At 57.5% G+C, this 26,998-nt stretch carries 25 protein-coding genes, 1 other RNA gene and 1 riboswitch; of the genes, 11 read left to right on the top strand and 15 right to left on the bottom strand.

The features are described 5' to 3' along the window. Window position 1 precedes the first annotated feature (1 nt). Window positions 2-730, bottom strand: a complete 729-nt coding sequence (gene ccoO / locus AC2FJF_RS18225) for a cytochrome-c oxidase, cbb3-type subunit II (RefSeq protein ID WP_058272496.1) — start codon at window positions 728-730, stop codon at window positions 2-4. Window positions 731-743: 13 nt separating this feature from the next. Then, complete coding sequence (gene ccoN / locus AC2FJF_RS18220) at window positions 744-2,351, bottom strand: cytochrome-c oxidase, cbb3-type subunit I (protein ID WP_472724515.1); 1,608 nt, start codon at window positions 2,349-2,351, stop codon at window positions 744-746. A gap of 195 nt (window positions 2,352-2,546) precedes the next feature. On the opposite strand from ccoN, the gene AC2FJF_RS18215 reads away from it, so the two are divergent. Further along, window positions 2,547-3,386, top strand: a complete 840-nt coding sequence (locus AC2FJF_RS18215) for a universal stress protein (RefSeq protein WP_496726627.1) — start codon at window positions 2,547-2,549, stop codon at window positions 3,384-3,386. Between the two features lie 44 nt (window positions 3,387-3,430). Here the strand turns inward: AC2FJF_RS18215 and AC2FJF_RS18210 are convergent, their stop codons facing one another. Both AC2FJF_RS18210 and fnrL read right to left on the bottom strand, forming a co-directional pair. Further along, window positions 3,431-3,685, bottom strand: coding sequence for a GlsB/YeaQ/YmgE family stress response membrane protein (locus AC2FJF_RS18210; protein ID WP_170417060.1), 255 nt, complete (start codon window positions 3,683-3,685; stop codon window positions 3,431-3,433). Between the two features lie 64 nt (window positions 3,686-3,749). Further along, window positions 3,750-4,490, bottom strand: coding sequence for a transcriptional regulator FnrL (gene fnrL / locus AC2FJF_RS18205; protein ID WP_496726626.1), 741 nt, complete (start codon window positions 4,488-4,490; stop codon window positions 3,750-3,752). Between the two features lie 64 nt (window positions 4,491-4,554). Between fnrL and hemN the strand changes: the two genes are divergently transcribed. Together hemN and AC2FJF_RS18195 are read left to right on the top strand one after the other, a co-directional pair. Further along, window positions 4,555-5,910, top strand: a complete 1,356-nt coding sequence (gene hemN / locus AC2FJF_RS18200; RefSeq protein ID WP_496726625.1) for an oxygen-independent coproporphyrinogen III oxidase — start codon at window positions 4,555-4,557, stop codon at window positions 5,908-5,910. A 177-nt stretch (window positions 5,911-6,087) separates the two neighbouring features. Beyond that, the gene (locus tag AC2FJF_RS18195; protein WP_496726624.1) at window positions 6,088-8,016 is read left to right on the top strand and encodes an elongation factor G; all 1,929 of its coding nucleotides are present in this window, start codon (window positions 6,088-6,090) and stop codon (window positions 8,014-8,016) included. Between the two features lie 20 nt (window positions 8,017-8,036). Here the strand turns inward: AC2FJF_RS18195 and AC2FJF_RS18190 are convergent, their stop codons facing one another. The 5 genes from AC2FJF_RS18190 to AC2FJF_RS18170 all read right to left on the bottom strand — a co-directional run bounded on the left by AC2FJF_RS18190 (window position 8,037) and on the right by AC2FJF_RS18170 (window position 14,398). Further along, on the bottom strand, window positions 8,037-9,614 hold the full coding sequence (locus AC2FJF_RS18190) for an ABC transporter ATP-binding protein (RefSeq protein WP_496726623.1): 1,578 nt from the start codon (window positions 9,612-9,614) through the stop codon (window positions 8,037-8,039). Continuing rightward, on the bottom strand, window positions 9,611-10,717 hold the full coding sequence (locus tag AC2FJF_RS18185; protein WP_108861177.1) for an ABC transporter permease: 1,107 nt from the start codon (window positions 10,715-10,717) through the stop codon (window positions 9,611-9,613). Before AC2FJF_RS18185 ends, AC2FJF_RS18190 begins: the two co-directional genes overlap by 4 nt. Further along, window positions 10,718-11,803: a microcin C ABC transporter permease YejB gene (locus AC2FJF_RS18180; protein ID WP_058279808.1), complete on the bottom strand. Its 1,086-nt coding sequence runs from the start codon at window positions 11,801-11,803 to the stop codon at window positions 10,718-10,720. A gap of 9 nt (window positions 11,804-11,812) precedes the next feature. Beyond that, window positions 11,813-13,717, bottom strand: coding sequence for an extracellular solute-binding protein (locus AC2FJF_RS18175; protein WP_496726622.1), 1,905 nt, complete (start codon window positions 13,715-13,717; stop codon window positions 11,813-11,815). A 174-nt stretch (window positions 13,718-13,891) separates the two neighbouring features. Further along, the gene (locus tag AC2FJF_RS18170) at window positions 13,892-14,398 is read right to left on the bottom strand and encodes a c-type cytochrome (protein ID WP_496726645.1); all 507 of its coding nucleotides are present in this window, start codon (window positions 14,396-14,398) and stop codon (window positions 13,892-13,894) included. A gap of 119 nt (window positions 14,399-14,517) precedes the next feature. Here AC2FJF_RS18170 and AC2FJF_RS18165 point away from each other — a divergent pair, with 119 nt between their 5' ends. Continuing rightward, a complete protein-coding gene (locus tag AC2FJF_RS18165) occupies window positions 14,518-15,351 on the top strand; it encodes a prephenate dehydratase (RefSeq protein ID WP_496726621.1) in 834 nt (277 codons plus the stop codon). A gap of 12 nt (window positions 15,352-15,363) precedes the next feature. Here the strand turns inward: AC2FJF_RS18165 and AC2FJF_RS18160 are convergent, their stop codons facing one another. Genes AC2FJF_RS18160 through nudC form a run of 3 tightly spaced genes read right to left on the bottom strand, consistent with a single transcriptional unit; the run spans window position 15,364 to window position 17,346 of the window. Continuing rightward, the gene (locus AC2FJF_RS18160) at window positions 15,364-15,831 is read right to left on the bottom strand and encodes a GNAT family N-acetyltransferase (RefSeq protein WP_496726620.1); all 468 of its coding nucleotides are present in this window, start codon (window positions 15,829-15,831) and stop codon (window positions 15,364-15,366) included. A 26-nt stretch (window positions 15,832-15,857) separates the two neighbouring features. Further along, window positions 15,858-16,325, bottom strand: a complete 468-nt coding sequence (locus tag AC2FJF_RS18155) for an SRPBCC family protein (RefSeq protein WP_496726619.1) — start codon at window positions 16,323-16,325, stop codon at window positions 15,858-15,860. 40 nt (window positions 16,326-16,365) lie between these two features. After that, entirely contained in the window at window positions 16,366-17,346 is a 981-nt protein-coding gene (gene nudC, locus AC2FJF_RS18150) for an NAD(+) diphosphatase (protein ID WP_496726618.1), read from the bottom strand. Window positions 17,347-17,520: 174 nt separating this feature from the next. Between nudC and AC2FJF_RS18145 the strand changes: the two genes are divergently transcribed. From AC2FJF_RS18145 to rsgA, 3 genes are all read left to right on the top strand, one after another. Beyond that, on the top strand, window positions 17,521-19,383 hold the full coding sequence (locus tag AC2FJF_RS18145; RefSeq protein WP_496726617.1) for a bifunctional 2',3'-cyclic-nucleotide 2'-phosphodiesterase/3'-nucleotidase: 1,863 nt from the start codon (window positions 17,521-17,523) through the stop codon (window positions 19,381-19,383). Window positions 19,384-19,422: 39 nt separating this feature from the next. Further along, window positions 19,423-19,521, top strand: an RNA gene (ffs, locus tag AC2FJF_RS18140) — signal recognition particle sRNA small type. Between the two features lie 158 nt (window positions 19,522-19,679). Continuing rightward, a complete protein-coding gene (gene rsgA / locus AC2FJF_RS18135; RefSeq protein WP_496726616.1) occupies window positions 19,680-20,708 on the top strand; it encodes a ribosome small subunit-dependent GTPase A in 1,029 nt (342 codons plus the stop codon). Between the two features lie 8 nt (window positions 20,709-20,716). Here rsgA and AC2FJF_RS18130 read toward each other — a convergent pair whose 3' ends face one another. After that, window positions 20,717-21,574 (bottom strand): alpha/beta hydrolase family protein, encoded by an 858-nt coding sequence (locus AC2FJF_RS18130; RefSeq protein ID WP_496726615.1) that lies wholly within the window; start codon window positions 21,572-21,574, stop codon window positions 20,717-20,719. Window positions 21,575-21,718: 144 nt separating this feature from the next. Then, window positions 21,719-21,938: riboswitch (cobalamin riboswitch) on the top strand. An 84-nt stretch (window positions 21,939-22,022) separates the two neighbouring features. On the opposite strand from AC2FJF_RS18130, the gene AC2FJF_RS18125 reads away from it, so the two are divergent. Next, window positions 22,023-22,430 (top strand): hypothetical protein, encoded by a 408-nt coding sequence (locus AC2FJF_RS18125; RefSeq protein ID WP_496726613.1) that lies wholly within the window; start codon window positions 22,023-22,025, stop codon window positions 22,428-22,430. A 7-nt stretch (window positions 22,431-22,437) separates the two neighbouring features. On the opposite strand, the gene AC2FJF_RS18120 is transcribed toward AC2FJF_RS18125, so the two are convergent. Beyond that, window positions 22,438-22,935 (bottom strand): protein-tyrosine phosphatase family protein, encoded by a 498-nt coding sequence (locus tag AC2FJF_RS18120; protein ID WP_496726612.1) that lies wholly within the window; start codon window positions 22,933-22,935, stop codon window positions 22,438-22,440. A gap of 157 nt (window positions 22,936-23,092) precedes the next feature. Here AC2FJF_RS18120 and AC2FJF_RS18115 point away from each other — a divergent pair, with 157 nt between their 5' ends. The 3 genes from AC2FJF_RS18115 (at window position 23,093) to recR (ending at window position 26,234) form a co-directional block, all read left to right on the top strand. Then, on the top strand, window positions 23,093-24,844 hold the full coding sequence (locus AC2FJF_RS18115) for a DNA polymerase III subunit gamma/tau (protein WP_496726611.1): 1,752 nt from the start codon (window positions 23,093-23,095) through the stop codon (window positions 24,842-24,844). A gap of 387 nt (window positions 24,845-25,231) precedes the next feature. Then, on the top strand, window positions 25,232-25,576 hold the full coding sequence (locus AC2FJF_RS18110; protein ID WP_496726610.1) for a YbaB/EbfC family nucleoid-associated protein: 345 nt from the start codon (window positions 25,232-25,234) through the stop codon (window positions 25,574-25,576). A 64-nt stretch (window positions 25,577-25,640) separates the two neighbouring features. Continuing rightward, window positions 25,641-26,234, top strand: coding sequence for a recombination mediator RecR (gene recR, locus AC2FJF_RS18105; RefSeq protein ID WP_496726609.1), 594 nt, complete (start codon window positions 25,641-25,643; stop codon window positions 26,232-26,234). Between the two features lie 70 nt (window positions 26,235-26,304). Here the strand turns inward: recR and AC2FJF_RS18100 are convergent, their stop codons facing one another. Beyond that, the gene (locus AC2FJF_RS18100) at window positions 26,305-26,802 is read right to left on the bottom strand and encodes a lactoylglutathione lyase family protein (protein WP_496726608.1); all 498 of its coding nucleotides are present in this window, start codon (window positions 26,800-26,802) and stop codon (window positions 26,305-26,307) included. Between the last annotated feature and the right edge of the window lie 196 nt (window positions 26,803-26,998).

Raw genomic sequence — 26,998 nt, 5'->3', positions numbered from 1 at the left:
TTTAGCGGCTCGGATCCGGGGTGAAGGTCGAGAAATCGACCAGCGTTCCCAGCATCTGCAGATAAGCTACCAACGCATCAGCCTCGGTCAGCTCGGGCTGACCGTCGAAGTTACGAATGCTGACCTTGTCACCGTACCGTTCCAGCAAACCGTCATAGTCGCTGTCCGGGTCGGCCTGCGCTCGGAAATCCGCCTGTGCATTTGCCAGCATCTCTTCCGTATAGGGCGTGCCCACGACAGCATTCGCCGCCATGACGTCACCGATATACTTGCCGTCGATCTTGCGATGCTCGAGGAAGCCGTACTTCGGCATCACCGATTCCGGAACCACCGACTGCGGGTCACGCAAGTGATCAACATGCCACTGGTCGGAATAGCGGCCACCAACACGCGCCAGATCTGGTCCAGTACGCTTGGACCCCCATTGGAACGGGTGGTCGTACATCGACTCGGCCGCCAGTGAGTAGTGGCCATAGCGTTCGACCTCGTCCCGCATCGGGCGGATCATCTGGCTGTGGCAGGTATAGCAGCCTTCGCGGATGTAGATGTCACGGCCCGCCATTTCGAGAGGGGTGTAAGGGCGCATGCCCTCCACCTTCTCGATGGTGTTCTCAAGATAGAACAGCGGGGTGATCTGCACGATGCCACCGATGGTCACGACCAAAAAGCTGAAGATCAGCAGGAGGGTCGCGTTGGTCTCGAGGATCTTATGTTTGTCGAGAATTGCCATTGCTCCGGCCCTCCTATTCAGCCGGGACCGCGACGGTCAGGCTGGCCTCTTTGGCCGGCGCTTTCCGCACAGTCATCCACAGGTTGTAGCACATGATCAACGCACCCGCGACGAACATCACGCCACCCAAAGCACGCACCACATACATCGGGAATTTGGCAGCCACGGTGTCAGCGAACGAGTTCACCAGGAAGCCGTTTGCATCCACTTCACGCCACATCAGGCCTTCCATGATACCGGTCACCCACATCGACGCGGCGTAGAGCACGATGCCGATAGTGGCGAGCCAGAAGTGCCAGCTGACCATCTGCAGCGAGTACAGACGCTCACGCTTCCACAGGACCGGCACCAGGAAGTACAGCGCACCAAAGGTGATCATGCCGTTCCAGCCCAGCGCGCCCGAGTGCACGTGACCGATGGTCCAGTCGGTGTAGTGGCTGAGGCTGTTGACCGCGCGGATCGACATCATTGGCCCCTCGAACGTGGACATGCCGTAGAAGCCGACCGAGATCACCATCATCCGGATCACCGGGTCAGTACGCAGCTTGTCCCACGCGCCCGACAGGGTCATCAGGCCGTTGATCATGCCACCCCAGGACGGCATCCACAGGATGATCGAGAACACCATGCCCAGCGTCGACGCCCAATCCGGCAGCGCGGTATAATGCAGGTGGTGCGGACCGGCCCAGATATACAGGAAGATCAGCGCCCAGAAGTGGATGATTGACAGCTTGTAGCTGAATACCGGACGCTCGGCCTGTTTCGGGATGAAGTAGTACATCATGCCCAGGAAGCCTGCGGTCAGAAAGAAGCCCACGGCGTTGTGGCCGTACCACCACTGGATCATGGCGTCTTGAACGCCCGACCAGACGATGACTGACTTCGAACCCCAAACGCTGACCGGGATGGTCATGTTGTTGACCAAGTGCAACATGGCGACGGTCACGATGAACGCCAGATAGAACCAGTTCGCCACGTAGATGTGGGGCTCTTTCCGCCGGACGATCGTACCCAGGAATACGGCCAGATAGGCCACCCAGACGATGGTCAGCCACAGGTCAACGTACCATTCGGGTTCCGCGTATTCCTTGGACTGCGTTCCACCCAGCACATAGCCGGTTGCTGCCAGAACGATGAACAGCTGATAGCCCCAGAACACGAACCACGCCAGATTGCCGCCCCATAGGCGCGCAGCGCTTGTGCGCTGGACCACATAGAAAGACGTCGCGATCAGCGCGTTACCACCAAAGGCAAAAATCACAGCCGAGGTGTGCAACGGACGCAAACGGCCAAAGTTCAGATAGCCTTGTGCCCACTCGAAGTTCAGCACCGGAAAGGCCAACTGAAAGGCGATAAAGGTCCCCGCAAGGAACCCGACCACCCCCCAGAAGGCAGTTGCGATCACGCCATAGCGGATCACGTCATCCATGTACTCGGCCGAACGGTCGACGAGGATATCTGGCTCATCCGTATTTCTCAGCGTCCAGATGAACAATCCACCGGCGATCAGCATCACCAGAATTGCATGCACCTGATACGCCAAATCGCGTGCGTAATTGGTTCCGATCGCCGCGAATATCGCGATCAGACCAAGCACGATCAGCTTGATGTAATTTGACATATTGCGTCCCTTTGCCATGCCCCGCGCGATTCTTATTTGTCGCGGAACCCTTTTGACTGGCCGTTGTTTTGTCGGACAGCGGCCAACCTCGCTTTGATCTGTATCAAGACAATAGCCCGAAATCTGTGACAATCCTAAGCCTTAGACTGAGTTGCATGGCCGCATGCCACTTAGCCCTGAAGACAAGAGGTCAAAATGGCGTACAAATCTCTTCTCACAGTCGTAACGGACTCGGGACAATCACAATCAGCCTTGGCGCAAATGGTTGCACTGGCAAATGCGCAGGATGCGCATGCCGAAGCGCTATGCCTTGGCGTCGATCGCAGCCAAGCGGGTTATTATTACGCGGGTGCAAATGCTCTGGTCCTGCAAGAAACGCTGAGCCGGGCCAACGCAGACGCCGACGAACTGCTGACGCAAACTCAGGAATATCTGGGCAAATCCGATATTCGCTGGTCTGCCGAAAGCGGGGTCGCTCAGATCGCCGATATTGGTCGGCACGTAGCGCATCGTGCCCGGTTCTCGGATCTGGTTGTCCTGCCTAAACCTTATGGCAAAGACCGCAGCGCCGAGGCCGAACCAATTGTCGAAGCCGCCATGTTCGAGGGTCACGCGCCAATTCTGGTCACGCCTGATAGCTCAGCGCCCTTTGAGCGTCCTAGTACTGTGCTGATCGGGTGGAATGAAAGTGTCGAAGCCATGCGCGCCATCCGGTGCGCCCTGCCTTTCCTGACGCAAGCTGATCTGGTCCGAATTGTCGTTATCGACCCGCCGCGCCACGGCCCCGACCGCTCTGACCCCGGTGGACTACTGTCTCAGATGTTGGCTCGTCATGGGGCCAAATGTGAAATTGATGTGCTCAGCAAAACCATGACCCGTGTCTCAGACATCCTGAACAGGCACGCCGAAGATAGTGAGGCGGACATGATCGTTATGGGTGCATATGGTCATTCAAGGTTCCGCGAAGCCATCCTGGGCGGGGCGACTCGCAACATGCTGGAACAAGCTTCGGTCCCAGTGTTTCTGGCACACTGATCAGGCGTGTTTCCTATTCAGGGCCTTCCGTTCGGACGGATGGCCTAGACGCGTTTTATGAGACCAATCACAAACAACAGTATGACCGCGCCGATGGTTGCGAAGAGTATTGACGAAAACACGCCGCCGCCAACCGAAAAGCCCAGCGCCGGGAAAATCAGACCTGCAAGAAAGGCGCCCACGATCCCGACTATGATGTTTCCGATCAGGCCGAACCCGCGGCCTTCCATAATTTTTCCCGAAAGCCACCCGGCGATCGCACCGATGACCAGCATTGCCAAAATGCTACTGAATTCCATGCCTTACTCCTGCGTGGTTCATTCACGGATTCAGTAAATCACGGCTGAAGGCAGCAGGATAGGCTTAAATCAGAAAGCCGCCATCCGAGTCGTCGCCAGCCTCGTCCATCAGACGCCGCATATCGGGGATTGTCACGTGGCGTTTGCCTTCCAACTCGATGACCCCCTCTTTCTTCAGGGCCGAAATCTGGCGACTTACGGTTTCAAGGGTCAATCCCAGATAATCTGCCATAGCCTCGCGTGTCAGCGGCAGGTCAAAGACAATCGGGCCAGGTTTTTGCTTGGGCGCAATTGAAGCGTCCCGCCGGGCAATGATTGACAGCAAGCTTGCAATCTTCTCGCGCGCCGTCTTGCGCCCCAGCACCAGCATCCACTCGCGCGCGGCATCCAGTTCATCCAGCGTCATCTGAAGCAGCCGGTGCGCAATATGGGGCGTGTCGTTCATCAGTTGTTCGAATGGCTTCTTGCGAAAACAGCACATGACCAGATCAGTTGTGGCCTGCACATCATAAGGCGCAGAATCACGGCCCGGCCGACCGACGAAATCGCTGGGCAGCAACAAGCCAACCATCTGGGTTCGCCCATCTTCCATCGTCTGGGTCAACGAGGCAATTCCTGACACGACAGAGCCCACAAAGTTCATCTGATCGCCCGACCAGATGACTGTCTGACCAGCTTCGAAGCTACGGTAATACTTAATGCCTTCAAGCTCTTCCAACTCATCAGCATCACAATGCGCACAGACGGCGCGATGCCGAATGGGGCATTCGGAACAATTGGTATGATCAATCTGTGCTTTTAGCATCGTTCGCGCTTTCACTTGATCTCAGTCAAGGTTTCGTAGACGGCCGTGCCTTAACGGTATCGCTATGATAGTGAAACCGCAATTATCAAGGCTTGGACTATTTGACGCGAAAGTCCCGCGTTACACAAGCTATCCCACCGCCCCGCATTTCAGCAACGATGTGGGGCCAAGTCTTTTTGGCGACTGGATTTCCGGGATCAAGCCCGGCAGTTCTGTGTCTTTGTACGTCCACGTCCCGTTCTGCCGCAGACTGTGCTGGTTCTGCGCCTGCCGGACGCAAGGCACCCAAACCGACAACCCCGTGATCGCCTATGTGGACGTCCTGAAGGCCGAGCTGGACCTGCTTGCCGCCCAGCTTCCCGAAGGCGTAACCCTGTCGCGCCTGCATTGGGGCGGTGGTACACCCACCCTGCTAAACCCCGATCTGATGCTCGATCTGGCCGCCCGGATTCTTGAAATTGTCCCACTGGGGCCGGAGGCGGAATTCTCGGTCGAAATCGACCCGAATGAGATTGACGAGGGTCGGCTCGATGCATTGGCCGAGGCTGGCATGAACCGTGCGTCTATCGGCGTGCAGGATTTCGACGACGAAATCCAGAAAACCATCGGGCGCATCCAAAGTTACGACACCACCCGCAAGGCCATAGAAATGATCCGCGCGCGCGGCATCGCCAGCCTGAATGCCGATATTCTGTATGGTCTGCCGCACCAGACCAAGGCGCGGATGACTGAAAGCGTGCAGAAATTGCTGTCGCTCAGCCCGGACCGGGTGGCGTTGTACGGGTATGCGCATGTGCCGTGGATGGCAAAGCGGCAACAGCTGATCCCGACGGATGCCCTGCCCACACCCGAAGACCGCCTGGATCTGTTCGATACGGCCCGGCGCCTGTTCCTGTGGGACAAGTACGCCGAAATCGGCATTGACCACTTTGCCACGCAGGATGACGGGCTGACGCACGCACTGAACGCGGGAAGGTTAAAACGCAACTTTCAGGGCTACACCGACGATCAGTCCGACGTTCTGATTGGAATTGGTGCAAGCTCGATCTCACGATTCCCGCAAGGATACGCCCAGAACGCACCCGCGACGTCGGCGCATACCAAAGCGATCCGCGAGGGCGGGTTCTCAATATCCCGTGGGCATTTGTTCAAAGGCCAAGACATCTTGCGCGCCCGATTGATTGAAGCGTTGATGTGCGATTTCCGGATAGATACCGCCGAGATTCTGCGCGACCACAACATCACCGCCGCGGAATTGCAGGAGATGTATCAGACTGCAAACGCAACCTTTGACGGGTTGCTAAGCGTCTCTGAAGACGGCCTGTTCATCCCGCCCGAGGCGCGCGCGCTGACCCGAATGGTCGCCCGCACCTTTGACGCCTATGATCTGAGCAAGGCGGGACACAGCTCGGCGATTTGATACCGACGCAGGACAGGACTTGACGCGGAGGGTGGGTTTTCCCCACACTTGTAGGGCGGGTGGAAATCCGCCCCGTGCCTGAGGCAGGCAGAGTACCAGACAGTATGTGCCGACGCGTTCGCGCTCGACCGCCCTTTTCGTGCAGCCGTTCTGCAACTTGAAAGAGGGACTGCATCTATGCGCGTTTTTTCTGTCCTCGGCCCCAGCCACTCGGGCAAAACAACACTGGTCGAGGCCATCAGCCGCCTTGATGGCCGGCCAACCACATTCGACGTTTCCGGAACCGTGCATTTGCACGGTTTTTCTTACTTGGACGAACCCTGGTGTGCCATTGACGTGAATGGCGGCAGCGACACCATGGCTTATGTCGGCCCTGCCATGGCGATCTCGGATGCTGCTGTCGTCGTCGTACCGCCTGACCCGGACGCCGCCGTGCTTTGCGCCCCTTATCTGCGGCTGGTCGAAGAGGCGGGTATCCCCTGCTTTCTGTTCATCAATCGCATGGACACACCAAACGGACGTATCCGCGATATCATCGCCGCTCTGCAAACCTACTGCACACACCACATCGCATTGCGGCAGGTTCCAATCCGCGATGGCGAAGCGATCATCGGCGCGGTCGACCTGATTTCGGAACGGGCATGGAAGTATCAGGAAGGGCAACCCTCGGCCCTGATCGAACTTCCGCAGTCCGTCGAAGACCGGGAACAGGAAGCCCGAACCGAATTGCTGGAGACGCTTTCAGATTTCGATGATCATCTATTGGAGCAACTGATCGAGGACAAACAGCCGCCCAGCGCAGAAATCTATGATCTGGCCGCGCAGGTTCTGCAAAACCACCAGTTGATCCCGGCCTGCCTGGGGTCTGCCAGCCACGGCAACGGTCTGACCCGTTTGATGAAAGCGCTGCGTCACGAAGCCCCAGAATTCAATATCGCCGCCGGGCGGGACGAAGCAGCCGAAGACGCGCGCGCAATTGCCGGGTTCGCGGATGTCAAAAAGCATATCGGAAAAATCATCGTGCTGCGCGGTCTGGGCAAGGGCGTCAAAGCGCATGAAGCCTTGGGCGGCGAAACGGTTGGCAACCTGACGACGCTGGATGCCAAAACACAAATTTCGGAATTGGAAGCTGGCCAGATCGGGCTGGCCGTGAAATCCGACCACCTCAACCCCGGCAACCTGTACGACAGCACCGGAGCCACACCGTTACCGGAATGGGCCGAGGCCCATCCGGCCGCCCACCGACAAATTGTGTCGCCTGCACATGAGCGCGACGATGTACGCCTGTCCAACGCGTTATCCCGACTGGTCGAGATCGACCCCGGACTGCACCTGCAACACGATGAACTGAGCGGTCATGCCGTTCTTGGATCGCAAGGGCCTCAGCATATGCGCCGGGTCAGCGCCAAACTGGCCGAAGACTTCGGTATCGAGATTGAGACCCATTCGGTTGAGACGGCCTATCGCGAGACCATCCGCGCACCGATCGAACATCGTCATCGCCACCGTAAACAATCCGGCGGCGCGGGACAGTTTGCCGATGTGGTGATCTCGATCGCACCGACCCCACGCGGGGCCGGGTTCGAATTCGAAGAGATCGTAAAAGGGGGCGCTGTTCCCAGAAACTATATCCCTTCGGTGGAACACGGGGCCAAGGACGCTCTGGTGCAAGGGCCCGAGGGGTTCCCGGTTGTGGATGTCAAAGTCACACTCAGCGATGGCAAGCATCACAACGTCGACAGTTCAGACTACGCGTTCCGCACTGCGGGCAAGAACGCGGTGCGAGAGGCTTTGCCGCAAGCGAAACCGGTCGTGCTGCAGCCCATCCTGAACGCAGAAATCCACTTGCCCTCGGATTTTGTGGGAGATCTGGTGCCTACGATCAGTTCGCTGCAGGGTCAGGTTCTGGGCTTTGAAGGCAACCCGAACGCCTCGGGTTGGGAGATATTCAACGCCCAACTACCCGCGGTGGCCGAGGACGAGTTGCACCGCACCCTCGCCAGCGCCACGCGTGGCACCGGGTGGGTTAAGTTGAGCTTCGATCACTATGAAGAATTACGCGGGCCTGTCCCAAAATCCGCGGCGCGCGAAACAGCGAATGCTTGAAAGCCCCGGGCGGGCTGGTTTCAGCCCGCCGCCGCTATCAGTTCGCGGGTGTAGTCGGTCTGGGCGTTTTCAAAAAGGTCTTCGGCCGCGCCCATTTCGATCACGTCACCGTTTCGCATGACAATCACATTGTGGGACATCGCACGCACGACTTTCAGATCGTGGCTGATGAACAGATAAGCCAGCCCGTATTTCCGCTGAAGATCGCGCAGCAGATCGACGATCTGCACCTGCACCGTCATATCCAGGGCACTGGTCGGTTCATCCAGAACCAACAGCTTGGGCCTGAGGATCATGGCGCGCGCAATTGCGATACGCTGTCGTTGCCCGCCTGAGAATTCGTGTGGGTAACGATCCATCGCGGCTGGGTCCAAGCCCACCTCAATCATCACTTCGGTCACCAGTTCCCGTGGCGAGCGGTGCGGATCGACTTTGTGGATTGCCAGCCCTTCGGCAATGATCTGCTGGCAGGTCATCCGCGGGCTGAGGCTGCCGAACGGGTCCTGAAACACGATCTGCATGTCCTTGCGCAGCCGCCGCAACTCTCTTGTCGACCATCTGCGCACGTCCTGATCTCGGAACGTTATCCCACCTTCGGACGCAATTAATCGCATGATCGCCAGCGCCAGCGTTGTCTTGCCCGATCCACTTTCGCCCACAATCCCTAAGGTTTCACCGGCGCGCACGCTGAGCGTTGCATCGTTCACAGCCTTCACATGCCCAACTGTGCGCTTCAGGAAGCCGCGCTGTATCGGAAACCAGACCTTCAGATGATCGGTGCGCGCAACCTCTTCGGCATCGGGCGCTACGGGATCGGGATGACCAGAAGGTTCCGCCGCCAGCAGCTTACGAGTGTAAGGGTGTTGCGGGTTGTCAAAAATCTCGAGCGTTGCACCCGACTCGACAATCTCGCCGTCCTTCATAACGCAAACGCGGTCCGCGATGCGGCGCACGATCCCCAGATCGTGTGTGATGAACAGCATCCCCATATTCTCGGACTTCTGAAGCTCGGCCAGAAGTTCGAGGATCTGCGCCTGAATGGTAACATCCAGTGCTGTTGTCGGCTCATCCGCGATCAGGATATCGGGCTTGTTGGCAAGTGCCAGGGCGATCATGACGCGCTGGCGTTGGCCACCTGACAATTGATGCGGGTAGCTGTCCAGACGCTCCTCGGGATCGCGGATGCCAACCTTGGTCAGCAGTTCGACAATCCGGGCCCGTGCAGCATCACCTGTCAAACCCTGGTGCAGGGCCAGTGACTCGGCCATCTGTTTCTGGATCGTGTGAAGCGGGTTGAGCGAGGTCATCGGCTCCTGAAAGATGAAGCTGATATCGTTGCCGCGCACATCCATCAGGCGCTGGTCAGACGCGCCGATCATCTCCTGCCCTTCATAGGTGACCGAACCTTCGACAATCGCACTGTCACCCAGCAAAGACACTGTCGACAGCGCAGTGACTGATTTGCCAGATCCGGATTCGCCCACCAGCGCAACCGTTTCACCCCGATCCACAGTAAAGGACACCCCCTTGACTGCTGCGCTCACCTGCCCGTCCTGACGGAACGAGACCTTGAGGTTGTTCACATCCAGCAGGCTCATGAAAAGGTCTTTCTGGGATCAAATGCATCGCGCACGCCTTCGAAGATGAAGACCAGTAGCGACAGCATGATGGCAAAGGTGAAAAAGGCGGTGAAGGCCAGCCAAGGTGCCTGCAGGTTCTGCTTGGCCTGCAAGGTCAACTCACCCAAAGACGGGGCGGAAGACGGCAGGCCGAAGCCCAGAAAATCCAGTGAGGCCAGGCCGCCGATGGTGCCCGTCACGATAAAGGGCATGAAGGTCAGCGTAGCGACCATCGCGTTGGGCAGCATGTGGCGGAACATGATTGTCATATTGCCCACACCCAGTGCCCGCGCAGCGCGCACATATTCCAGATTTCTCGCCCGCAGGAACTCGGCGCGCACAACTCCCACAAGCCCGGTCCAGCTGAACAGGATCATCAGCGCGACAAGCAGCCAGAAACTTCGACCCAGAATGGCGAACATGATGATGATGACGTAAAGCGAAGGAGTCGCTGACCAGATTTCGATGATCCGTTGGAAGATCAGGTCCAGCCAGCCGCCAAAAAAGCCTTGAATAGCCCCGGCAAAAATTCCCACAAGACTGGCCACACCCGTGACCATAAGCGTGAACAAAATCGACAGTCGGAAGCCATAAATTACACGGGCCAACACGTCGCGCTTGGTGTCATCCGTGCCCAGCAGGTTTTGCCCGTTGGGTGGCAGCGGCGCTGCACCGGGGCGATCAACGCTGGTGTTGAAGGAATACGGGATCAACGGCCAGACGGCCCAGCCACGCTCGTACCCTTCTGCCTGGAATGTACCGGCCTTGATTTCGTCGATAATCCCCTCGGGGTCGTCAAAACAGTCTTCGATGCCACCGCTGTCGATCAGGCACTGCACCTCGGGGTCGCGATAGATTGCCTCGGTCTGGAAATCACCGCCGAATTCGGTTTCCGCGTAGAAATTGAAAATCGGCGTGTAAAACTCACCGCGGTATTTCACGAGGATCGGTTTGTCGTTGGCGATGAATTCGGCGAACAACGACAAACCAAATAGCACGGAAAACACCATCAGCGACCAGAACGCACGCCCATTGCGGCGAAAGTTGCGCCAGCGGCGCTGGTTGAGTGGGGAAAGCGCCATTTACCCCTCCCGCTTTTCGAAATCGATGCGCGGGTCGACCAGCACATACATCAGGTCACTGATGATGCCGACAACCAACCCCATCAAGCCAAAGATGAACAGAGTGCCGAAGATCACCGGATAGTCCCGCGCAACGGCTGCCTCGAACCCCAGACGGCCGAGACCGTCAAGCGAGAAGATCGTCTCGATGATGATCGACCCCCCGAAGAAGACGCCGATGAAAACCGCCGGGAATCCGGCGATTACGATCAGCATCGCGTTGCGGAAAACATGGCCGTACAGAACCTGACTTTCGCTCAGACCCTTGGCGCGGGCGGTCATGACATATTGTTTTTTGATCTCGTCCAGGAACGAGTTCTTGGTCAGCAGAGTCAGCGTCGCAAAGGCCGAAATCGTCAGCGCGATAATTGGCAGGGCAATGTGCCAGAAGTAGTCAACGATCTTACCAAACAGGCTGAGGCTGTCCCAGTTGTCCGAGGTCAGCCCCCGGAGCGGGAATATCTGCCAATATGATCCCCCGGCAAACAGAACCAACAGCAGGATCGCAAACAAGAAGCCGGGAATAGCATAGGCTACGATGATCGCGCCACTGGTCCAGGTATCAAACTGTGACCCATCCTTAATCGCCTTGCGAATGCCCAGCGGGATCGAAACCAGATACGCGATCAGCGTGGACCACAGGCCCAGTGAGATCGATACCGGCATCTTCTCTAACACCAGATCGGTTACGCTGATCGACCGAAAATAGCTCTCACCGAAATCCAGTGTCAGGTAATTGCCCATCATGTTGAGGAACCGCTCAACCGGAGGTTTGTCGAACCCGAATTCCTTTTCCAGCTCTTCGATAAACTCGGGCGGAAGGCCACGCGCACCGATGTAGCGATCATTCGTGCCGCCGGTCTGTTGCTCGATGTCACTGCCGCCGCCGGCAATCCCTTCGAACACATCACCGCCACCCTCCAACTGGGCGATGATCTGTTCAATCGGTCCGCCAGGAACGAACTGAACCAGCGTGAAGTTGACGATCATGATCCCAAGCAGGGTTGGGATGACCAGCAACAGTCGTCTAAGAATATATGCTCCCATGGGGGCGGATTACCTCAAGGCGCCGGAGGATTTCAACTCGGCTTCTTTCTCTTCGTTGATCCACCAGAGGTCTTCAACACCCAATGCGTAAGGCGGCAGATTTTCCGGGTATTCGTACATGTCCCAGTAGGCAACCCAGTGCTTGCCCAGATACCACGTAGGAACCATGATCCGCTTGGCGCGCAGGACGCGGTCCAATGCGCGGACATTTGCAAACAGCTCTTCGCTGTCTTCGGCAGAGGCAATGTTATCGATCAGCGGTTCGATATCCGGGCCATGCACACCCGACGGGTTGAAGACCGAGTAAGAGGCCGCTTCGGTTCCGAACTGCTGATACAACCCTGTCGACGGCTGCAACGACCTCGGGTACCCGCCAACAATCATGTCGAAATCACGGTCCCGGCGGCGCAAGGTGAACTGGGCGTTGTCCACGCGGTTGTAGCTCGCATCAATCCCCATTGCCCGCAAATTGGCGACGAAGGGTTGAATAAGCCTGTCCAGCGTTGGCTGGTCGGACAGAAATGCAACAGACAGCACTTCGCCCTTGTCGTTGCGACGAATGCCGTCATCCCCAACAAGCCAGCCAGCTTCGTCCAGCAGTTTCATCGCCTTGCGCAAGTTGCCACGGTCATTTTGGCGGGCGGCCCGGGATTCATGCGCCGAGACCGGTTCTTCGGTCAGGATGGCCGGGTCCAGCGCGTCACCCAATTCCTGCAACACCTCAAGCTCGCGCCCTTCGGGCAGGCCGGTCGCCTCAAGATGCGTTCCTTCCCAGAAAGAGCTGCGCTGCTGGAATAATCCATATTGCAGGCTCTCATTCGTCCATTCGAAGTTATACGCCAGCTGAATAGCTTCGCGAACACGAGGGTCCTGAAACTTTGGACGGTCAAGGTTCATGATGAAGCCCGACGCCGTCGGCACATTTCCGTCTGCCAGTTCAACCCGCACGACAGAACCATTCGCAATTGCCGGGAAATCATAGGCCGTCGCCCAACTTTTTGAGTTGTTTTCCTGTCGAAGCGTAAATGTGCCTGCCTTGAACCCCTCCATCGCAGCGATGGAATCGGCGAAATACTCAACGCGGATGGTGTCAAAGTTGTTGCGGCCCACATTGACGTTGACGTCGTTGCCCCAATAATCGGGGTTGCGCTTGTAGACGATGCGCCGGTTGATGTCATAATCATCCAGAACATATGGCCCCGAACCGATACCCGGATCCAGCCGCGACTTGTCCAATCGGCGGTTTTCAGGGTCTTCCTCGAACCATTTCTTTGAGAAAATCGACGTGGCCCCAACTTGGGAAATCCGGCCTCGGCGAGGGAAGTCCGGCGAGAAGTAGAACTTTACACGATGGGTATCCAGCGCCTCGGCCTTGGGGATTCGTTGGCGAATTGCTTCGGCATAGGATTTCAACCCCTGGTCCAGAAGCAGGTTATGGGAAAACACCACATCCTCTGCCGTCACAGGTGTACCGTCAGAAAACCGCGCCTCCGGGCGGATATTGAAGATCACCCACTCATAGCTTTCGGGGTATTCGAGGCTTTCGGCTAGCAGGCCATAATATGCTGCAGGTTCGTCATAAGACGGAACCAGCAGGCTTTCGTAGTGATCTGCCGACCGCGCACCAGCCCGGCCCTGCCTGGTATACGGATTAAAACTGTCGAACGTGCCTTGCGCCGCATAGGAGAGTTCTCCACCACGTGGCGCATCCGGGTTCACATAGTCGAAGTGCGCAAAGCCTTCGGGGTACTTTAGATCACCGAATTCCGAGAACCCGTGTGATTTGATGATCTTTTCCTCAGCAAAAAGCTGAGTTGCGGCGGCTGCACAGAGCAATGCCCCCAAAGCCAGAATGTGAACTAAGCGTCCGAAATCCCTTGTTCGCGCTAAAGCGGTAACTCGATTGGATTTCATGTGGTTCATCCCCTGCTCGTTGACATCTTTAATATTGTTTGCGCCAGCTAAAAGACCAGCACTGCCAGTTTCAAGTTTAGAGTGCGTGAACACTTTGTGAAGATTTACTTAGACAAAAAATAAAGCCGCTGCACGGGGCAGCGGCTTTTGAATGCGTCAAAACTGAGCGAAAGATCAGTTGATGGTCTGCAGATAGGCAATCAGGTCGGCCCGTTCCTGCGGTTTTTTCAGACCAGCAAAGCTCATTGTGGTGCCCGAGATATAAGAGCTTGGGCGGGTCAGGAATGCGTCCAGTGCTTCAGGAGTCCAGTTGCCGCCATGCGCCTGCATAGAGGCCGAATAGCCGCCAAAGCCTTTCGCAGATGCAACCGGACGGTCCACAATCGCGAAGAGGTACGGGCCAGTACCGTTAGCACCGTCTTCCAGCTTGTGGCACGCGGTGCACTTGCGGAATACGCGGGCGCCTTTGTCCGGGTCGGCGGCGGCCAGCATGTCTTCGAACACCACTTCTTCGCCGTCAGCGCTTTCACCAGAGCTTTCGGTTTCGATAATATACGAGGCCGTCTCACCATGCCCATCCGCATGGTAAAGCACTTCGGCACCCCATTTGGCCAGAAGCAGCACCAGGAAGGTGCCAAACAGGCCTGCTGCGGCCTTGGTAACTGTCATCGTGTCGAACATTGATCGCGAGTCCATTTCAGCTGTCTGCGGGGTGTCTAAGGCTTCCCCTGACAAGAGGCAAGGTATAGACACCGCGACTAAACGCCCAATTATCGAACTTGTTGCACGGAATCGACCAAATGACCAAACGTATTGCATTTCAGGGAGAACCCGGCGCCTACAGCCACGAGGCCTGCCGTAATGCCCGCCCCGATATGGAGGCCCTGCCCTGCCGGACTTTCGAAGATGTGATCGAATCGGTGCGCGCAGGTGAGGCTGAACTGGCGATGTTGCCGGTGGAAAACACGACCTATGGGCGCGTCGCCGATATCCACCGTTTGCTTCCCCACAGCGGGTTGCACATCATCGAAGAAGCATTCGTGCGCGTTCACATCAACCTTCTTGCCGTACCGGGTGCAAAGCTTGAGGACGTAACTGAGGCACACTCGCACCTGGTTCTTTTGCCGCAATGCGCCGGGTTTTTGAAAGAACACAACATCAAAGGACGTGTCGGCCCCGACAACGCGCGGGCGGCCCGCGAGGTCTCGGAACAAGGCGAGGTGCATTCAGCAGCATTGGCCAGCGAGTTGGCCGGCGAAATCTACGGCTTGAACGTACTTGCCCGGCACATTGAAGACCGCGACAACAACACCACGCGCTTTTTGGTGATGTCAGAGCAGGCCGACATGTCGCGCCGGGGTGAGCACGGCATGATCACCAGTTTTGTTTTTCAGGTGCGCAACATTCCGGCCGCGCTATACAAGGCGATGGGTGGGTTTGCGACCAACGGCATCAACATGACCAAGCTGGAAAGCTACATGGTCGATGGTTCGTTCACCGCGACCCAGTTTTATGCCGATATCGTGGGCCACCCGGACGACCGGAACGTTCAGCTGGCGATGGAAGAGCTGGAACATTTCACCACGAATGTCGAGATTTTGGGCGTCTACCCAGCGGCTCAACCGCGCGGCTGAAGCGACCCCGGCTCAAGTCACGGTGAAGCTTTTGCACAGGCCTCCCTCGTGCTGCCGGTAATCCACAAAGCCCATCGCCGAATAATAGGCCAATCCTTCGGCGTTTGTGGCCGAAATGGTCGCATCAATGGCCGGTAGGCCACTTTCCCGTGCCGCCAAGAGCGTCGCACGAAACAAGGCACGCCCGACACCGCGCCGTGCGGCAGACGGGCGAATATGCGTTCCAATGACGCCCCACCCGACCGGAGCACCATATGGGTTGTTTTCGACCGCCCATTTCAGTGATTGAAACCCCAGGATCTGTTCCCCTTGAACAGCGACTGAACATCTGATCCGGTCGGGGTCGGCCACGTAATACTCGCGGGCAAAATCAACGTCGCAGCGCTTATTACGCTTTCCGGCCGCTGCGATGTCCTGCAGTACCTCTGAGATACCTTGGGCATCCGTCAACACCGCCTCACGAACAATAAAGCTATCCATCTTGTTCCCACCAAGGCATTGGGTAATCAGCCACCATGAATGTGGCGTTGTTCCAATTCCCGTGCGAACTCGGTCAGGCGCAACTGAAACTGTCGGCGAAACCGGGATTGCCCAAGCCGGAGCGATTGTAACAGCAGCCGCGCAGGCAGGGATTTGGCTGACAGGGACATATCAACACTAAGACGCGTGCGACGCTGCGACAGGGCCAAAAGCTCGATCGTGGTGATGCCGTTCATCCCCTTGCTTGCCGCTTCGAACCGCATCAGCGAAGGCGGGTCGCATTCGGCCATCTGCACGGAAATCTGACGTGGCTTTCCGCGCAACCTGAATTCTGTTTCCCAACTGGTGCCCGGAACAACGCCCAATTCGCCCGAAATCCGCCGGACCTCGATCCCGCGCCGCATTGCGATCCGTTCGAATCGGTCAAAGTCGGCCACCATTTCGAACACCGAGTTGATGGGAGCTTCGATATCTTCGCGCACTGTAAACTGCATTGTGGTTCGGGGTTCTCTCGCTTTTCAGAACAGTATTTTGTCAGTCCAACGTATCGGCAAGCCAGTTTTGCAAAAGAAAATGCGCAATCGCTCCCTTGCGGGCTGGCAGCAGAACGGGGTGTTCGCCGGCAAAGGCCTCCATCATCTCGGATTTGGTAACCCACATCGCATCTTCGATTTCAATCGGGTCGATGGTGATATCGCGCGACAACGCCTCACCGGCGCAGCCGAACATCAACGAGGCTGGAAACGGCCAGGGTTGGCTGGAGAGGTAACGGACCTCACCCACGGGCACTCCGGCTTCTTCCATCACTTCGCGTCGGACTGCAGCCTCAAGCGTTTCACCCGGCTCAACAAACCCTGCCAACAGCGAATACATCCCTTCTGGCCAGCCCGGCGAACGCCCCATCAGAACTGAATCGCGATGGGTAATCAACATGATGACGACCGGATCGGTACGTGGAAAATGCTGTCCACCACAGGACGGACAACTGCGCTGCCACCCCGCCTGCGCAAGTTCACTGGCTGCGCCGCACCGGGCGCAAAACCGATGCGTTTCGTGCCATGCAGTCACCGCCTTGGCCGAGGCCGCCAGTTCGGCGTCACGCGTCGACAAACGGGTCATGATCCGACGCAGTTCGGCAAAGACATGGCCGTGGGGCAAGTCCGGGTGCTGTTGCTCTGACTTATCGATAAAGCCTCCGACACCGGACACGTCCAACCCATCAGCCGTCCAGTCCGAGATATCAAAGGCAAACACAGGCGCGTCGTCTGACAGCCCCAGGAATACAGGCTGCTCGACAGAACCTCCTGGCCCGGTTTCGACCAGCTTGTGTGACATCGCGATCAGCCCCAACTGATCCAGCGCCTCACCCTGAACCAATACCTTACCGCGCCACAAGAGCAGGCATTTTGCATTGGGATGCACCCGCGCCCCCGCGACCGCATCAGCGTCCCCGCGAATATGCGCCGCACGATCCAGCCCCGAGCTACCAAACGTCACATTTTCCGCATTTTTCATAAGTTATCCTTAGGCTTGTCCGCACAGGGCTGCCATGTCGGCCAATCAGTTGCAACGGTGTTTCACCTCCAAAATCACAGGTCGCCATCGAATGAACACAGCTAAGCCTTGCAATTCACTGTGATTAATCTTTTTGTTGAAAATAACTAAGACAAAACTGCCAAAAGTAGAAATTTGAAACCTTCCCCTTCTCTGCCATCGCAGACCGTGCAGATCCGAATACTGGCCACCACGGATCTTCATATGAACTTGAGGGGTTTTGATTACTATTCTGACACCCCTGAACCCACAATCGGCCTGGCTCGAACCGCCAGCCTGATCCGTGAAGCCCGAACTGAGGCGCAGGCGGAAGGCTCGGTTGTGTTACTTTTTGACAATGGCGATTCGCTGCAGGGAACTCCGGTTGGGGACCTGGCCGCCGAGCAAACTGATAAGCCGCATGCGCTGATGCAGGCCCTTGGCGCGCTAGAGTATGATGCGATCGGGTTAGGCAATCATGATTTCGGGTTCGAAGGGAACATACTGGATCGCATACTTTCACAGGCCCCCTGCCCGGTGGTTTGCAGCAATGTTCATCGCCCGGGCGCCAACGAAGTCTGGCAGGATCAGGCAGTTCTAACCCGCCGGGTTGAGGTCGCGGGGCACCAAGCCTCGCTAACCGTCGGCGTCTTCTCGGTGGTTCCGCCGCAGACCCGGAAATGGGAATCTCATCGGCTGGGTAATGACGTCCGGATAGACGACATTCTGACCTGCGCGCGCATTAAAGTGTCAGAGCTTCGATCCCACGGCTGCGACGTGATCATCGCGCTAGCCCATACAGGGCTGGGGTACGTCGACCCCGCGCCCGATCTTGAAAACGCGATAATCCCCCTTGCCGCGATTGAGGGCATTGACGCCATCATCGCCGGGCACACGCATCTGACCCTGCCGGGGAAGTCACACGCTGGGCTGGAACACGTCGATGCCACTGGCGGTATGGTGCATGGCACACCTGTTGTCATGCCGGGATCTGCCGGATCTCATCTTGGCGTGATTGATCTGACGCTGACTGCCACGACGGAAAAGGGTTGGTCGGTCGCGGCTCATCGCACTGAACTGCGCCCGGTCTCAGGTGCTGACCCGGCGGCCGAAGACCCGCTGTTGGTAGCGATGTTTTCAGATGTGCATTCCGCAACACGAAAACGGGCCGCGGAACCGATTGGGCATACGGATCAGAGCCTGCACAGCTATTTCAGCTTTTGCGCCAAGGATCGAGGGCTTGCGATGGTGGCCGCAGCACAGGCTTCGACCGTGCGCCAGATCCTGAAGGGCACACCCCATGAAGCGACACCATTGCTGTCTGCCGTAGCGCCTTCGAAATTCGGTGGTCGCGCCGGGCCTCGCTTTTACTCGGACATTCCTGCGGGCGTAATGCGCATGCGCCACGTGGCCGATCTGAACATCTTTCCAAACGAACTTCGTTCGGTCGCGGTGTCAGGAGAGCACATCAGAGATTGGCTTGAAATGTCTGCGGGCGTTTTCAATCAGGTGAAACCCGGCGCGCAAACTGAATTGGTCAATCCTGATCGAGCCGGACACAATTTCGATGTTCTGTTCGGGCTAAGCTACGTGATCGACCTCAGCGTACCGCCTCGGTTCGATGCGGAAGGGCGACTGGTAAATCCGGCATACCGGCGCATCTCAGATCTTCGTTTCCAAGGCCACGCGGTGACGGCCGAACACCGCTTTGTCGTTGCACTGAACAATTACCGCGCCAGCGGCGGTGGACATTTTCCGTTCATACAAGACGCCGAAGTCATCAACGTTCCAGCCTTGCCGATCCAACACGCATTGAAGGGCTACCTGACCGGTGCAATGCCCACAGAATCGCTGGAACAAGGTCCCTGCCCATTCCGTTTTGCGCCCATGCCGGGGTCCTCTGTCCTGTTGAAGACCGGTCCAAAGGCACAGTGTCACCTCGCGGACATCGCAGAGTTTAGCGCAAAGCTGGCTGGCACGGATGCCGAAGGGTTTTTGCGCATTCAACTCACACTGTGACGGGTTGTCATTTCTGCGTGTCTTCCCTATATCGATTTTCGAGAGGTTGGCGCGGGCGAGCGCCTCGCCAACCTGGTCAGGTCCGGAAGGAAGCAGCCACAACGAGCCCCGCTTGGGTCGATGTCCAACCTCTCACTTACTTGAACCGCTAGCCACAGGAGGGCTTTTATGATTGTAGCAAAAACCCTTTGGGCAGAGCGTTTCTGAGGCCGACCCTCACACCTGCCTGAACACATCACCGCTGATTGCGCGACCGCCATCCAGACGGCTTGCTGTACCTGAACACATGCAGAACAATGTCCTTTACACTTTCGGACCTGGGATGGTCCTCACACTTTGCCGCCCAACATGCGGCCAATCCTTCGTGCGTTCCCTTTCGCATCACAGCCGTTCACCGTGATCGTCTGATCGGTGCAAACATCAACGGTGAAACACCTCTGCTCACCCTGGCCCAGCCGACGGGCGACTTCGCCGTCGGCGACTGGGTATTGGCGGATGATCATAACCGCGTTCAACAGCTGCTGGAACGCCGCAGCCTTTTGAAACGCCGCGCCGCCGGAACTGGGGCCGAGGCCCAGTTGATCGCCGCCAATGTGGATGTGCTGTTCATCGTCAGTTCCTGCAATGCCGACTTCAATCTGGCCCGGCTGGAACGGTATTTGGCTTTGGCACATCAGGCCGGGTGCTATCCGGTCGTCATACTAACCAAGGCCGATACCTGCACCGATCCTGATAAATACTCCAAAGCGGCCGTGTCGCTGTCTCCGTTTCTGACCGTGCTGGCAATCAATGCTTTGGATGCCATGGACGTTCAGCAAGTTCTGTCCTGGTGCCCCACCGGGCAGACCGCTGCACTGGTCGGCTCATCCGGTGTCGGCAAGACAACATTGGTCAACGCCATGACGGGCCTGGATGAGGCAACCTCCGGCATTCGCGAGGACGACGCGCGCGGGCGGCACACGACAACTGCCCGCGCGTTGCATCCGATGCAGAACGGAGGCTGGTTGATCGATACACCCGGCATGCGGGCTTTGCGGTTGCTGGATGCACAAGATGGCGTCGATGAGGTCTTTTCCGACATTCTTGAATTGGCTCAGACCTGCCGCTTTTCCGATTGTCAGCATCAGGCCGAGCCGAGCTGCGCCGTGCAGGATGCGATTTCCAACGGAACACTGGACGCTGAGCGGTTAGAGCGCTGGCGAAAGCTGCGGCGCGAGGATGAGAGGAACTCGGAAACCGTGGCGCAGTCTCGTGCGCGCGACAAGGCCTTTGGTAAGATGGTACGATCGGTGATGCAGGACAAGAAATCCCGAAAAAAGCTGTAAGTACCGGCTCAGGCGATTAACCGGGGCCATATGGCCGCATTTCGGCGCGCAAATGCGCCGATGTGACCGACCCCGGCCAATCCAAAGTCTTTCGGCGACAACTGATGCCGGCGGGCTTTGGGACCGTAAAGATCGGCCAGGCGCCAAACCGCGTTCGGGGGCACCACCTGATCATCGTCCATTGTGAACAGATCGACGGGTGTTTCCGACGCAGCCCAACGGGCGTCTGGAAGGCTTTTGCCGATATCCGGCACGTAGCTCAGCGCAGCGGTGCACCATTTGCGCCACTGCCAGTAGACACGTGCCGGAAGGTCCGAGCCGAACCCAAGTGCCTTTCCCGGCAGGTATCCCAATGCCTTAACCAGCAATGGCGGGTGGGCATACCAGAACATTGTCGCCAGTGCGCGATACGGCCAGGGGTGGTCGGATACCGTCACCAAACCTGAACAGACACAGATCATCCGGTCGATCTGCTCAATATCGGGCTGAATTGGCCCCAGCATTCCACCCACCGAATGGCCAATGCTCCACTGTTGCGCGACAGGAAACCTGCGCCGCATTTCAGTGCGGGCAGCGGGCATGTCGATCAACGCCCAATCGGCCATCGTGGCCTGCGAATCGCGCAGACGCCCCTTTAGAGAGTGGCCAAAATCGCGATAGTCATAGGTCAGACAGGCCATACCCTGTTCTTCCACCAGCCACCGCGCAAAATGCTGGTAATAGTCGCGCGGTACGCCTGTGGCTGCATGGACTACAACCGCCACATCAGGTGCCGAGGCAGGCATATACAGCCGTGCCGACAGTTCGGCCTCTCCGGCAGAAAACGTGAAATCTTCGGTCAAAACGACCGGAGTGTTGTCCAACATGGTGCCCTCGCAAGCATCTGAACTATTCGGTTCACATATGGCATATCGGCGCTTTTGCGCGACTAGAGTCAACAGATTTTCAAAGTGACCAAGCGTCCACTTGAACGATGGAAAACAGCCCGCTTGACTCAAGCCACCTACAACCGCTAGCGATGAGGTGATGGTTCTCGTCCTTATATTGGGGCGGGATGAAAAGGGAACTCGGTGCGGTCCAGCCCGGCAATGCCGGAACGGACCAAGGCCGCGACTGCCCCCGCAACTGTAAGCGGTAAGCAATGCCGAAAAACCACTGGCCGAAAGGCTGGGAAGGTCGGCAAAGCAATGACCCGCAAGTCAGGAGACCTGCCATCAAAGTAAAAACCGAAACTCGGGCGGGGTGTCCGGGCAGGTCTTCAGTTGACTGAAACACCTGTTCCACGTCCCCCGCTCACCGCGCGGAGGGCGCATTATGATCTGGAAGACAACGACCCACGAGTTCACCGCCACCCTGTGCCAGAAAACGGGGAAAACCTGCCCCGCATTGGCACAAATGGCTCGGGCCTTGGCCGAGGCGATGGCAACAGCACAACCAATGACGACCAGCGAATTTGAGGTGGACGGTTCCAGCGAACTGACCCATTGCGGCGAGGGCTGCACGGCTCGGTTTCGCGCTAGCCCGTCCCGGATCAGGGTCTATTGCGGCGCGAACGCAGACGACTCGGCAGATATGTTGGACGACTACGCCGATATGATGTTCAGCCCTGAATTCGCCACTCTGCCAACAGGTGTATTGACCGCCTTGCCTTGCGCAATGCTCGAGGCATCGGCACTTGCGCCGCGACCGTCACAGCACATCGTGCAGCAAGCAACAGCCTGATTTTGCTTCACCGATCGCTCTGGGTCGGCTTCATGGCCCAGGCCATCTGCTCATCCGTTTCCACCGCGCAGGGTCGAGCCAAGCGTAACCGGATTAGCGCGTGGTTTGGGTCTTCACCGCTTTCCACCATGAGCCTAAGCGCGACCATCCCCGACCGCCCACAACCGCCCCGGCAATGCACCAGCACGCGTCCACCCTCGGACAGCACCTGCCGGGCGGCTGCGCTGGCTTGAGGCCAAAGAGTTTCGATTGGCAGGGGCGGCGTGCCAAAATCCTCGATCGGAAGATGCACCCAGGTCGCGGGTCTGCTTTGAACGTCTCTACCAAAACTGCCTGCACCGACCTGCTGCATCTCGGCCTCAGTGGTCATTGAAATCACCAGATCAGGGTTCCAGTCCTGTATCACCCTCAGATCATCCACATACCCGCCGCCGCCGCCAGGCAAGGGGGACAACGCCAAAGTGCCTGAGCCAACAGGCAGTGCGTAGATTGCAAATTTTGCCAAAGCTTATGCTCCTACTGCCACCGGCTTACCAGGTTTTGACAGCCGGTTTATCCCGCTTACAGACGCAGTCCAAACCGAAATTCCACGAAGCCTGCTGTGGACGCGAGCGGCCCGGGTCTCTACGCTACATTTCTGACACGAATCTGACAGAGCAGACATGACCGAAACGCCCAGCCCCGCCTATCAGGTTCTTGCCCGCAAGTACCGCCCCGAAACCTTTGCAGATCTGGTTGGACAGGACGCAATGGTGCGCACGCTAAAAAATGCGTTCGAAGCGGATCGGATCGCGCAAGCCTTCATCATGACCGGCATTCGCGGTACAGGTAAAACCACCACTGCCCGGATTATCGCCAAAGGTATGAACTGCATCGGTCCCGATGGTGAAGGCAAACCAACGACCGAACCTTGTGGCCAGTGCGAGCATTGCATTGCCATCATGGAAGGACGCCATGTCGACGTGATGGAGATGGACGCCGCCAGCCGGACCGGTGTGAACGACATTCGCGAGATTATCGACAGTGTCCGATATCGTGCCGCCAGTGCGCGCTACAAGATCTATATCATCGACGAAGTTCACATGCTGTCGACCAGCGCCTTCAATGCCCTGCTCAAAACGCTTGAAGAACCGCCCGAGCACGTAAAATTCATCTTTGCGACGACCGAGATTCGCAAAGTTCCAGTGACAGTGCTGTCACGATGCCAGCGGTTTGACCTGCGCCGGATCGAACCCGAAGACATGATTGGCCTTCTCAACAAGATCGCAGCGGCTGAGAATGCGCAGATCGCAGAAGACGCGCTTGCTTTGATCACGCGCGCGGCCGAAGGGTCTGCCCGCGATGCAACATCGCTGTTGGATCAAGCGATTTCACATGGTGCCGGGGAAACCAGCGTCGATCAGGTTCGGGCAATGCTGGGCCTTGCAGATCGCGGGCGCGTGCTGGATCTGATGGACATGATCCTGCGCGGTGATGCGGCTGGAGCATTGACCGAGTTGAGCGGCCAGTATGCCGAAGGGGCCGATCCGCTGGCCGTTCTGCGCGATCTGGCCGAGATCACCCATTGGGTTTCCGTGGTCAAAATCACGCCCGATGCCGCCGATGACCCCACCGTCTCACCGGATGAACGTGCGCGTGGTCAACAGATGGCCGAGGCGCTGCCAATGCGGGTGTTGACGCGCATGTGGCAGATGTTGCTGAAAGCGCTGGAGGAGGTCTCCGCAGCACCCAACGCGATGATGGCCGCCGAAATGGCAATCATTCGTCTGACCCATGTGGCCGATTTACCAAGCCCCGAAGAACTTATCAAACGACTACAGGATGCACCTCCCCCCCCACCAAGCGGGGGACCTGGCGGTGGTGTGGCTGTGCCAACTCATGCACCTACGCAGGCGACATCCTCTACGCATCTCTCGGCCCAGCGCGGGCCGGCAGGGGCACCCACCGCAGCGCTTGCCCAGGACATCCAGACCGCGCTGGCACGCTATCCAACCTTCGAACACGTAGTCGAGTTGATCCGTACCAACCGGGACGTAAAACTGTTGGTTGAGGTCGAAAACGGCGTGCGTCTCGTCTCGTATTCCCCGGGACGGATCGAGTTCACGCCAACGGACAAAGCGCCGACCGATCTGGCGCAAAGGCTTGGTTCAGCCTTGCAACGCTGGACCGGAAACCGATGGGCCGTCTCAATCGTGGCCGACGGGGACGCGGCAACAATCGCCGAGGTTCGAGACGCGGCTGATCTGGCGTTGAAAGCGCAGGCCGAACAACACCCACTGGTTCAAGCCGTTCTGATGCAGTTCCCCAAAGCGCGCATCAAACGGATCGAAACCCCGGAAGAACGCGCCGCCAAGGTCGAAACCGAAGCCCTGCCTGAGGTCGAAGACGAATGGGACCCGTTCGAGGAGGATTAACAGCTGCACTTTGCACACATCGATGCGGTCTACTACGAAGCATGCGAAGTATTTAACCCTGGCTGGGATGGCGAACCGGTTAGCGAATTGGTCGAAGCAGTTGCTCTCACCTTGCATCCGGTATCCATGGTCTTGCTGGTGTTGTCTGCTATAGCAATCTGGCGCGGAAACCTATGGATCGCATTGGCGACGTCCTTCGCTTGGGCGATTTGGGCGGCTCACATTTTTGTCGACGACTTGATGGATGACTCGCGTAGATCGGCGGCAGACATCGGGTGCATCGGTCATTCCAGCCTGTTCATAGGGCTGACAATTGCGCTATGTGCGTCGATGACACTTTACGCTGTATATGTTCGCCTAAGGCGATCACAATTTAGGAGACAGTAAATGCTCAAAGGACTCGGCGGTCTGGGCGATATGGCCAAGATGATGAAATCCGCACAGGATTTGCAGACCAAGATGACGGATATGCAGGAAGAGCTGAACAACATGATGGTTGTGGGCGAATCCGGTGCGGGGCTGGTGAAGGCCACCGCCACCGCAAAAGGCGAGCTGAAGGGTTTGGACATCGATCCGTCGATCTTCAACGGCGACGATAAGGAAGTTGTCGAAGATCTGATTCTGGCCGCTATCAAGGACGCGCAAACCAAAGCGGCCGAGCGCTCTCAGGCCGAGATGGCAAGGCTGACCGAAAGCATGGGTCTGCCCGCAGACATCAAGCTGCCGTTCTGATAGACACTCCTGACGACCCAAAGGCCGGGCACCCCTGTCCGGCCCTTTTGCAGGAGCGCACGCCGTGAGTTCGAACAGCGATATCGACAATCTGATCGACCTGATGGCCAAACTGCCCGGCCTCGGCCCCCGCTCGGCCCGCCGCGCAGTGCTGCACCTGATCCGAAAGCGCGCCCTGCTGCTGACGCCCCTGTCGGACGTAATGCAGCAGGTGGCTGCCACCGCCCGCGAATGCCTGAATTGCGGCAACGTGGGCACCACCGATATCTGCGACATCTGCGATAGCGAGGATCGCGCGACCGGAGAGTTGTGCGTGGTCGAAGATGTGGCTGATCTCTGGGCGATGGAACGCGCTGCAGTTTTCAAGGGTCGCTATCACGTTTTGGGCGGCACATTGTCGGCTCTGGATGGGGTCGGACCGGACGAACTGCGCATTCCCCGACTCAAGGATCGGGTGATGGCCGAAGGGATTTCTGAGGTCATTCTGGCCCTAAATGCCACTGTCGATGGCCAGACCACCGCCCACTACATCGCGGATCAGTTGGAGGGACAGGTCCGCCTGACCTCACTGGCGCAGGGTGTTCCGATTGGGGGCGAGCTTGATTATCTGGACGACGGGACGATTACGGCGGCGCTGAGGGCACGAAAAGAACTCTGAGCCTTGCGATACGGCGACAACCGGAAAGGATTCGCCTCTTCCGGTTGCACACCAAGGTCTGTTCCGATTGTCAGGTGTAAGCACCCGACGAATACGTCAATTCATAGGAATGGCTGTATATCTCAAAGACGATACCAAATGGGTCTTCGACGTAGACCATGCGATAGGGTTTCTCACCGGGATAATAGTATCGGATCGGCATCCGTTGTTTGCCGCCGGCCGCCACGATTTTTTCTACCAGGCCTTCGACATCCGGGTCCTGGACGCAAAAATGGAACGTACCATTCTGGCGAAAATCGATATTGTTTTCAGGCACATAATTCCCGTGAAACTCGAATAGCTCAAAACCAACGCGATCAGCGGTCGCGAGATGCGCAATACGCAGTTTTTTCCATTCCGGACCAAACACATCAGTGCACATGACACCGATATCCGTGTCATCCTCTACCACGTCCGTTGGTGGCATGATTACGTAAAAACCAAGGACTTCAGAGTAGAACTTTACAGCCTCGTCAACGTTTGGGACGGACAATCCGATGTGAGAAAATGTTCTTGGATGTTGCGGCATGGCACGCTCCTTAATTTTATGGAGCGAAAACTATTGTGCCGCGGCCGAGTTTCAAGCGTTCGCCCTGCGAGGCATAGCCGGGTTCCACTATGCACATAGGTCTTTGTTCGCGGTCGCATCAATCAAGAATGGCCTTTGCCTCCTTCACGCGGCGTGTACTATGGCTTCGACCTTATCCATTTGATATTGGAAACTG

The sequence above is a fragment of the Ruegeria sp. CDSB013 genome (genome assembly GCF_059611165.1).
Note: the sequence above shows the minus strand (reverse complement) of the source record. Positions and strands in the feature narration are given on the sequence as shown.

Coding starts and splice junctions, on each gene's coding strand:
- AC2FJF_RS18210 (WP_170417060.1), bottom strand. CDS start 3,685: ATGGAATTCAGTAGCATTTTGGCAATGCTGGTCATCGGTGCGATCGCC.
- AC2FJF_RS18215 (WP_496726627.1), top strand. CDS start 2,547: ATGGCGTACAAATCTCTTCTCACAGTCGTAACGGACTCGGGACAATCA.
- AC2FJF_RS18160 (WP_496726620.1), bottom strand. CDS start 15,831: ATGGATAGCTTTATTGTTCGTGAGGCGGTGTTGACGGATGCCCAAGGT.
- AC2FJF_RS18110 (WP_496726610.1), top strand. CDS start 25,232: ATGCTCAAAGGACTCGGCGGTCTGGGCGATATGGCCAAGATGATGAAA.
- AC2FJF_RS18155 (WP_496726619.1), bottom strand. CDS start 16,325: ATGCAGTTTACAGTGCGCGAAGATATCGAAGCTCCCATCAACTCGGTG.
- ccoO (WP_058272496.1), bottom strand. CDS start 730: ATGGCAATTCTCGACAAACATAAGATCCTCGAGACCAACGCGACCCTC.
- AC2FJF_RS18115 (WP_496726611.1), top strand. CDS start 23,093: ATGACCGAAACGCCCAGCCCCGCCTATCAGGTTCTTGCCCGCAAGTAC.
- AC2FJF_RS18195 (WP_496726624.1), top strand. CDS start 6,088: ATGCGCGTTTTTTCTGTCCTCGGCCCCAGCCACTCGGGCAAAACAACA.
- AC2FJF_RS18100 (WP_496726608.1), bottom strand. CDS start 26,802: ATGCCGCAACATCCAAGAACATTTTCTCACATCGGATTGTCCGTCCCA.
- AC2FJF_RS18190 (WP_496726623.1), bottom strand. CDS start 9,614: ATGAGCCTGCTGGATGTGAACAACCTCAAGGTCTCGTTCCGTCAGGAC.
- AC2FJF_RS18180 (WP_058279808.1), bottom strand. CDS start 11,803: ATGGGAGCATATATTCTTAGACGACTGTTGCTGGTCATCCCAACCCTG.
- AC2FJF_RS18170 (WP_496726645.1), bottom strand. CDS start 14,398: ATGTTCGACACGATGACAGTTACCAAGGCCGCAGCAGGCCTGTTTGGC.
- AC2FJF_RS18175 (WP_496726622.1), bottom strand. CDS start 13,717: ATGAAATCCAATCGAGTTACCGCTTTAGCGCGAACAAGGGATTTCGGA.
- ccoN (WP_472724515.1), bottom strand. CDS start 2,351: ATGTCAAATTACATCAAGCTGATCGTGCTTGGTCTGATCGCGATATTC.
- AC2FJF_RS18125 (WP_496726613.1), top strand. CDS start 22,023: ATGATCTGGAAGACAACGACCCACGAGTTCACCGCCACCCTGTGCCAG.
- AC2FJF_RS18130 (WP_496726615.1), bottom strand. CDS start 21,574: ATGTTGGACAACACTCCGGTCGTTTTGACCGAAGATTTCACGTTTTCT.
- fnrL (WP_496726626.1), bottom strand. CDS start 4,490: ATGCTAAAAGCACAGATTGATCATACCAATTGTTCCGAATGCCCCATT.
- AC2FJF_RS18165 (WP_496726621.1), top strand. CDS start 14,518: ATGACCAAACGTATTGCATTTCAGGGAGAACCCGGCGCCTACAGCCAC.
- rsgA (WP_496726616.1), top strand. CDS start 19,680: ATGTCCTTTACACTTTCGGACCTGGGATGGTCCTCACACTTTGCCGCC.
- nudC (WP_496726618.1), bottom strand. CDS start 17,346: ATGAAAAATGCGGAAAATGTGACGTTTGGTAGCTCGGGGCTGGATCGT.
- AC2FJF_RS18185 (WP_108861177.1), bottom strand. CDS start 10,717: ATGGCGCTTTCCCCACTCAACCAGCGCCGCTGGCGCAACTTTCGCCGC.
- hemN (WP_496726625.1), top strand. CDS start 4,555: ATGATAGTGAAACCGCAATTATCAAGGCTTGGACTATTTGACGCGAAA.